Genomic DNA, 6,177 nt, shown 5'->3' with positions numbered 1-6,177 from the left:
AACATCAAAGAACAACTCGCCCAACAGATCCGCGACGATCTCGCCTGGGAACAACGATGATTCACACCCTCAGGTGCGCAGCAGTGTCGATCGCTCTCACATTGACCATCACCGGCTGCGGACTCGCCGATTCGCCCGAAGTAGCCAGCACAACCAGCTCGCCGCAACGGACCGTCGATGACTACCCAGTGGTCTGGTTCGACACCCCACACCTCGACCTCGACACCCCCGACGGCACCTTCGCCCGAGCCATCTTCGAGTCCTACATTCTACGATCAGAACTCGGCCCATCCGCATACTTCCCAGGCTGGGCCGAAGCCACCGGAGACAGTTGGTACCACTGGCCCAATAGACGCAGCAACGGCCCTCGCAATGGCCCCCCTTTCACCATCTTTGCTTGGGTTGTTCCATTCATCGACCCAGACCCGCCGGCATCGCCGACTGGACTCCACCCTCCAATGCCGTTGGCAGAGTCATGATCTGCTCACGAACCAGCCAGAACATTGACTACGCCATGATCTTCACCTACCAACGCACCGGCGCCGCACCCCCAGCACATCAACACGGCAACCAGCCAACCCCGACCCACAACGTCTACGGCGACTGGACGATCCTCGACAGCATCAGCCAAGATTACAAGCACACCGATCGGGCCGAACGCTGCAACACCCCACCCGCCCCCATCTCGCAGGACATCCACACCCCCAGCCCCGGCTGGCCCGCCAGCAGCGAGTAGCCAGATCTGATGACTACAAGAGAACCCACCTTCCCACCACACATCATGGCTGCCCTGCGCTCACCCCAAGGCACCACCGCCGAAGACATCTACCGACAATTCCCCCACGCACGCCCCACCTACACACCACCGCCCATCGACCACACCGAACTCAACGCCCGTCTCCACGACGCACACGACGACTGGCACCGCCGCCACGGCTGGCACATCGACATGCCACAGAACATCAAAGAACAACTCGCCCAACAGATCCGCGACGACCTCATCTGGGAACAACGATGATACGCACCCTCAGGTGCGCAGCAGTATCGATCGCCCTCGACTGCGACCCGGAGATCTCGCGACTCGAGAATCACCGCAAAAGCCCCGGAATTGCCCTTGCGAACATGCGTTCGAGTCTGTAGTATGAAGTCAGTTGACCGCAAAGATATGACGAGTCGAGCCAAACACCTTCCCATGTGAATCGGGTCAACTTCCTGTTGCTTTCTGCCTGGAAGGTGTTCTGTGATGCGGCTTCTCGATGTCGTCGATTCCCTGTTTGACCTGGTCATTCCTGATGACCCCGGCGATCTGCTCGCCCTGGCGAAAGACCTGATCACGCTGCGCAATGCCGGCGAGCATCAGCTCGCGGTGTGTGCTGCGGTGATCGATCAATCAGGTATGGCACGCAAAGCCGGATCGACATCAGCAAAGTTGTTGCAGGCCAATGGCGCCCCGCCAGGTGCGGCGTATCGGTGGATCCGTGTCGGGTCCGGTTTGGCAGGATTGGATCGCACTGCCGGGTACTCGCGGGACGGGTACCTGTCCTCCGAACATGTCGATGCGATCGTCAAAGGCGTCGCGCATATCGTGGACCGATCCGACGAGGTGGTGACCGGTGAGCAGCGGGTGGAGTTCGAGCGGAAACTGTTGAGCCACGCCATCTCCGGTGCACCACCGTCGGAGATCGGAGCGGTCGCGCGAGGTCTGGGCAATCGGGTTGCCAATGACACCGGTGGTCCGCCGCCGGCCGAAGACCGGTCGTTGAACAATCTGGACTACGTCGTCAACCCTGAAGGACGATGTGTCGGCAGGTTCGATGTGGATGCGGTGATCGGGGAAAAGTTGTTCTCCGCGTTGGATTTCTGGTCCAGAGCCCGTCCCGAACCCGACGGCAGCGACGATCCACGCACACCGACCCAGCGCCGCGCCGATGCGCTGCACCAACTCCTCGACTGCGGCGGCGGTGGGCAAGACCTGGTGTCGGCGCCGCGGACCGAGGTGATGGTCACCGTCCCAGCCGATCATCCCCAAGCCGCGACACTACGGTGGATGGGGCCGACCACCGAAGCGACCGCCCTGGCCCTGGCGTGTGATTCGTCGATCACCAAGATCACCCTCGACGGCCAAGAAGTCCCGATCGATCTGAGTCCACCCAAACGCCTGTTCACCGGTCCGGTCCGCAAAGCGATCATCATCCGCGATACCTGCTGTGTGAAGTGCGGCGCCTCGGTCACCTGGTCTGATTGCCACCACATCACACACTTCGCCGATGGCGGCGCCACGACCCTGGAGAACGGGTGCTTGCTGTGCCGCACCTGCCACAGGGCGGTCCACCACACCGACTGGGACGTGATCATGGGCTCCGACGGACACCCCTGGCTGATCCCACCGGCCGACATCGACCCGCAGCGAAGACCGCTACCGGCCTACAACCGACGAACACTCACCCTCGCCGCCTGACTCACCTCGCTACCTGACCCGCTGCCTCGAGTCACCCGAATCCAACTCTCTACCGGCCGCACCCGATGTGACGTCGGGACCGCGATCGAACCTTGACAACTCCATAGTGTGAGGACGGTGTGGTGCTGCCGTCGGACGAAGTCCGCTCCATTCGGAGATCGGGCTGCGGCGGCAGCACCACACCGGTGCGTTCAACGGCACCGCCCTCTGCCATCGATCCGGCACTTGCGGCCACCGGTAACGTGAATGATTGTGTGCGGATCAGGAGCTCTGTCGGTGGATGAGGCGAAAGCCGTTCGTTCGGTCTGGCAGGGGCTGGACCTGCCTGGCCTCATCGACGTCCACACCCATTTCATGCCGAAACCGGTGATGGACAAGGTGTGGGCGTACTTCGATTCGGCGGGACCGCTGATCGGCCGCGAGTGGCCGATCACCTACCGGGCCGATGAAGACCAGAGGATCGAGACCCTGCGGGACTTCGGGGTCCGGGCGTTCACGTCGATGATCTATCCCCACAAGCCGAACATGGGCGCCTGGCTCAACAGTTGGTCCGCCGATTTCTCCGCGCGCACCCCCGAATGCCTGCACACGGCCACGTTCTATCCGGAGGAGTCGGCGCCGAAGTATGTTGCCGAGGCCATCGAATCCGGTGCGGCAGTGTTCAAGTCGCATATCCAGGTGGGCGATTACAGTCCCATCGACCCACTACTCGACGATGTCTGGGGCACCATCTCGGACGCCGGCGTACCGGTGGTGATCCACTGCGGGTCCGGACCGGCACCGGGAACTCACACCGGTCCTGAGCCTATCGCCGCACTGCTGCAACGCTTTCCGCGGCTGCCTCTGATCATCGCCCACATGGGTATGCCCGAGTACGACGACTTCCTCGAGCTCGCCGACACATACGGCAACGTCCACCTCGACACGACCATGGCGTTCACCGCATTTGCCGAGGAAAGCTCGCCCTTCCCGGTCGATTCGAGGCACAAGCTGATCGAGCTCGGCGATCGCATCTTGTGGGGCAGCGACTTTCCGAACATCCCGTACACCTACACGAGTGCACTGGAGGCCGTCGCGGCCCTCGGCCTGGGCGACGACTGGGTTCGAGGCGTATTGCACCACAACGCCGCACGGCTGTTCGGAATCGAACTCCCCGGACTCGCCGGTTGACTAACTCTGGCGCGCCGCCTGCGCCGCAATCCGCGCTTGCACCTCAGGCCGCCGCAGCGGCGGGACCGTCTTGGGTGGCTGACGCCGGGGTGGCAGAGCTTGCAGCAACTCCGTGGTCGCGGCGGTGACCCGTTCGACAGCGAGTTCGAATGCTTCGACACTCGCCGCCGACGGCTTCTGAACGCCGCTCACCTTGCGCACGTACTGTCGCGACGCCGCTTCGATCTCGACCGCCGTTGCGGGCGGCTCCAGCCCCCGGAGCTCGGTTATGTTGCGGCACATGGGCTCAACTCCTCATCGTTCTTTCTGATCATTCGGCGATCTTGACTACCGCCTTGCCCAGGATCTTGCCGTTCGCCAAATCGTCGAGGGCCTGCGGCAGATCGGCCAATGCGTAGGTACGGTTCACCGGTGGGCGCATTCCGGCAGCGACCATCTCGGTGAGATCTTGGTGAAGCTTGGCCGGCAGGCCGGGATGAGCGCGCACGTATTCGCCCCACGCTGCACCGACCACGGAGATGTTGCGGAACAGCACCCGGTTCAGCTTGACGGTCGGAATCCCGCCGGCAGCAAATCCGATCACCACAAACCGGCCGTCGGGGGCCACCTGCCGCAGCGCCTCGTCGAACACCTCGCCGCCGACCGGGTCGATCAGGACATCCACGCCGGTTCCGGTGAGTTCCTTGATCCTTGTGCCCCAGCCTTCTTCGAGCTGGACGACCTCGTCGGCCCCCACACTCTTCAGCAATTCCTCGGCACCCGTGCGGTGCACGATCGCGATGACCTTCGCACCCATCGCCTTCGCCACCTGGATGGTGGCAACACCGACGCCACCGGCACTGCCGAGCACACCGACGGTCTCCCCCGGCTGCAGATTCGCCCGGATCTTCAGCGCAAAGATCGCGGTCTGCAGGTTGATGCCCATCGCCGCGCCTTCGTCGAAGCTCAATTCCGGCGGAATCGGAAGCAACTGTTCGTCGGTGGCCAGCACTTGCTCGGCAAATCCGCCCACGACCGACATGACCTGCACGCGATCACCGACGGAGTATGCGGAACCGCTCGGTGCCTGTGCCACCACGCCGGCAACCTCGGTGCCCGGGGTGAACGGAGTCGGAACCCGCAATTGATATTTGCCCTGACTCATCAGCAGATCGGGAAAGCAAATTCCGCACGATTTCACGTCGATGAGCAGCTGATTGTCCGTGGGTACCAGGTCAGGGACCTCGGTCAGGGCCAACCCGCTCGGACCGGTCTCGTCGTTCAGTATCTGAGCTTTCATAACGCCCAACCCTACGCGGGCACGCCGATAGGATCACCGATATGACATCTGTACCCAAGACGCACGACGACCAGCCCACTGAGCTCCAACTCCAGGTCGCCAAAGATGCCCCCGGTTTCATGCCGATCGACGAGGCAATCGCCCTGTATCGGGTTGCAGCCCAGTATCTGTCAGCCCCGGACGCGGTGGGTATCGGCGTCGAGATCGGCACCTACTGCGGCAAATCCACCGTCTTTCTCGGCGCCGCCGCACAACCCCTGGGCGCGACGATCACCACCATCGACCATCATCGCGGCTCCGAAGAACACCAGCCCGGCTGGGAGTACCACGACACCTCCCTGGTCGACCCGCACACCGGCACGCTCGACACCTCCGCCCGATTCCGGCGGACGATGTGGGACGCCGGTCTGGAGGACACCGTGATCGGCCTGCTTGCGACATCGACGGCAGCGGCCCGCATCTGGGGCCGGCCGGCGGACTTCGTGTTCATCGACGGTGGGCACAGCAGCGAAGCCGCACAGAATGACCTGGCCGGATGGGCACCTTGGGTCCGTCTCGGCGGCGCGCTGCTGATCCACGACGTGTTCCCCGATCCGGCGGACGGTGGACGTCCTCCGTTCGAGATCTACGAAAAGGCGCTGAAGACAGGACAATTCACCGAAGTCGGCGTCCAGGGCACACTGCGGGTGCTGCGGCGCGACTCCGGAGATCCAGGTCAGCCGTTGTTCTAGGCTGGTCTGGTTTCTACGCGGGCACGGGCAATCGGTGCAGTTGCACATGCAACACGGAATCGTCGCCGATGGTGGCGGTCATATACGTGCAGTGCGGTTGCCGCCGGCGGTCGGTCGGCGATCCCGGATTCAGCAACCGCAGCCCGGTCTCGGATGTGGTGTCCCAGGGGATGTGGCTGTGCCCGAACACCAGGACATCGGTGTCCGGGTAGGCCGCCGACATGCGCTTCTCCCGACCCGTCGCGGCCCCGGTCTCGTGGGTGACGGTGAACCGCAGGCCACCGAGCACAACATCTGCGCGCTCGGGCATCCGAGCGCGCAGATCGTCACCGTCGTTGTTGCCCCAGCACGCGATCAACCTGGCCGAACGCGCCTCGAGCGCTTCGTATGAAGCCAGGTCTACCCAGTCGCCGGCGTGGATGACCACGTCGGCGCGCTCGACCGCCGCCCATAACGTTGCCGGCAGGTCCCGGGCCCGCTTGGGAATGTGGGTGTCAGAGATCAGTAGAAGGTCCACACCTCAACGGTAACCCGCTTCG

Annotated in this window: 8 protein-coding genes; 5 read left to right on the top strand and 3 right to left on the bottom strand. The window is 63.5% G+C overall.

Going from position 1 to position 6,177, the window contains the following annotated elements; translation table 11 throughout:
- Positions 1 to 475 precede the first annotated feature (475 nt).
- The 4 genes from H290_RS0117090 to H290_RS0117070 all read left to right on the top strand — a co-directional run bounded on the left by H290_RS0117090 (position 476) and on the right by H290_RS0117070 (position 3,628).
- A complete protein-coding gene (locus H290_RS0117090) occupies positions 476 to 736 on the top strand; it encodes a hypothetical protein (RefSeq protein WP_020108043.1) in 261 nt (86 codons plus the stop codon).
- Positions 737 to 745: 9 nt separating this feature from the next.
- Complete coding sequence (locus H290_RS0117085; RefSeq protein ID WP_155976888.1) at positions 746 to 1,018, top strand: hypothetical protein; 273 nt, start codon at positions 746 to 748, stop codon at positions 1,016 to 1,018.
- A gap of 225 nt (positions 1,019 to 1,243) precedes the next feature.
- A complete protein-coding gene (locus tag H290_RS0117080) occupies positions 1,244 to 2,458 on the top strand; it encodes an HNH endonuclease signature motif containing protein (protein ID WP_020108041.1) in 1,215 nt (404 codons plus the stop codon).
- Positions 2,459 to 2,704: 246 nt separating this feature from the next.
- Positions 2,705 to 3,628: an amidohydrolase family protein gene (locus tag H290_RS0117070; protein ID WP_020108039.1), complete on the top strand. Its 924-nt coding sequence runs from the start codon at positions 2,705 to 2,707 to the stop codon at positions 3,626 to 3,628.
- On the opposite strand, the gene H290_RS0117065 is transcribed toward H290_RS0117070, so the two are convergent.
- The gene (locus H290_RS0117065) at positions 3,629 to 3,910 is read right to left on the bottom strand and encodes a DUF2277 domain-containing protein (protein ID WP_020108038.1); all 282 of its coding nucleotides are present in this window, start codon (positions 3,908 to 3,910) and stop codon (positions 3,629 to 3,631) included.
- A 28-nt stretch (positions 3,911 to 3,938) separates the two neighbouring features.
- The gene (locus H290_RS0117060) at positions 3,939 to 4,907 is read right to left on the bottom strand and encodes an NADPH:quinone oxidoreductase family protein (protein ID WP_020108037.1); all 969 of its coding nucleotides are present in this window, start codon (positions 4,905 to 4,907) and stop codon (positions 3,939 to 3,941) included.
- Between the two features lie 41 nt (positions 4,908 to 4,948).
- On the opposite strand from H290_RS0117060, the gene H290_RS0117055 reads away from it, so the two are divergent.
- Complete coding sequence (locus tag H290_RS0117055) at positions 4,949 to 5,638, top strand: class I SAM-dependent methyltransferase (RefSeq protein ID WP_020108036.1); 690 nt, start codon at positions 4,949 to 4,951, stop codon at positions 5,636 to 5,638.
- 13 nt (positions 5,639 to 5,651) lie between these two features.
- Here the strand turns inward: H290_RS0117055 and H290_RS0117050 are convergent, their stop codons facing one another.
- Positions 5,652 to 6,155 (bottom strand): metallophosphoesterase, encoded by a 504-nt coding sequence (locus H290_RS0117050; RefSeq protein WP_020108035.1) that lies wholly within the window; start codon positions 6,153 to 6,155, stop codon positions 5,652 to 5,654.
- Between the last annotated feature and the right edge of the window lie 22 nt (positions 6,156 to 6,177).

The sequence above is a fragment of the Nocardia sp. 348MFTsu5.1 genome (assembly GCF_000383535.1).
Lineage (GTDB): Bacteria > Actinomycetota > Actinomycetes > Mycobacteriales > Mycobacteriaceae > Williamsia > Williamsia faeni.
This window is presented reverse-complemented; position numbering and strand designations above follow the sequence as displayed.

What these genes read in the sequence shown, in the direction of transcription:
- H290_RS0117065 (WP_020108038.1), bottom strand. Translation starts at nt 3,910, where the DNA reads ATGTGCCGCAACATAACCGAGCTCCGGGGGCTGGAGCCGCCCGCAACG.
- H290_RS0117055 (WP_020108036.1), top strand. Translation starts at nt 4,949, where the DNA reads ATGACATCTGTACCCAAGACGCACGACGACCAGCCCACTGAGCTCCAA.
- H290_RS0117070 (WP_020108039.1), top strand. Translation starts at nt 2,705, where the DNA reads ATGATTGTGTGCGGATCAGGAGCTCTGTCGGTGGATGAGGCGAAAGCC.
- H290_RS0117080 (WP_020108041.1), top strand. Translation starts at nt 1,244, where the DNA reads ATGCGGCTTCTCGATGTCGTCGATTCCCTGTTTGACCTGGTCATTCCT.
- H290_RS0117090 (WP_020108043.1), top strand. Translation starts at nt 476, where the DNA reads ATGATCTGCTCACGAACCAGCCAGAACATTGACTACGCCATGATCTTC.
- H290_RS0117060 (WP_020108037.1), bottom strand. Translation starts at nt 4,907, where the DNA reads ATGAAAGCTCAGATACTGAACGACGAGACCGGTCCGAGCGGGTTGGCC.
- H290_RS0117085 (WP_155976888.1), top strand. Translation starts at nt 746, where the DNA reads ATGACTACAAGAGAACCCACCTTCCCACCACACATCATGGCTGCCCTG.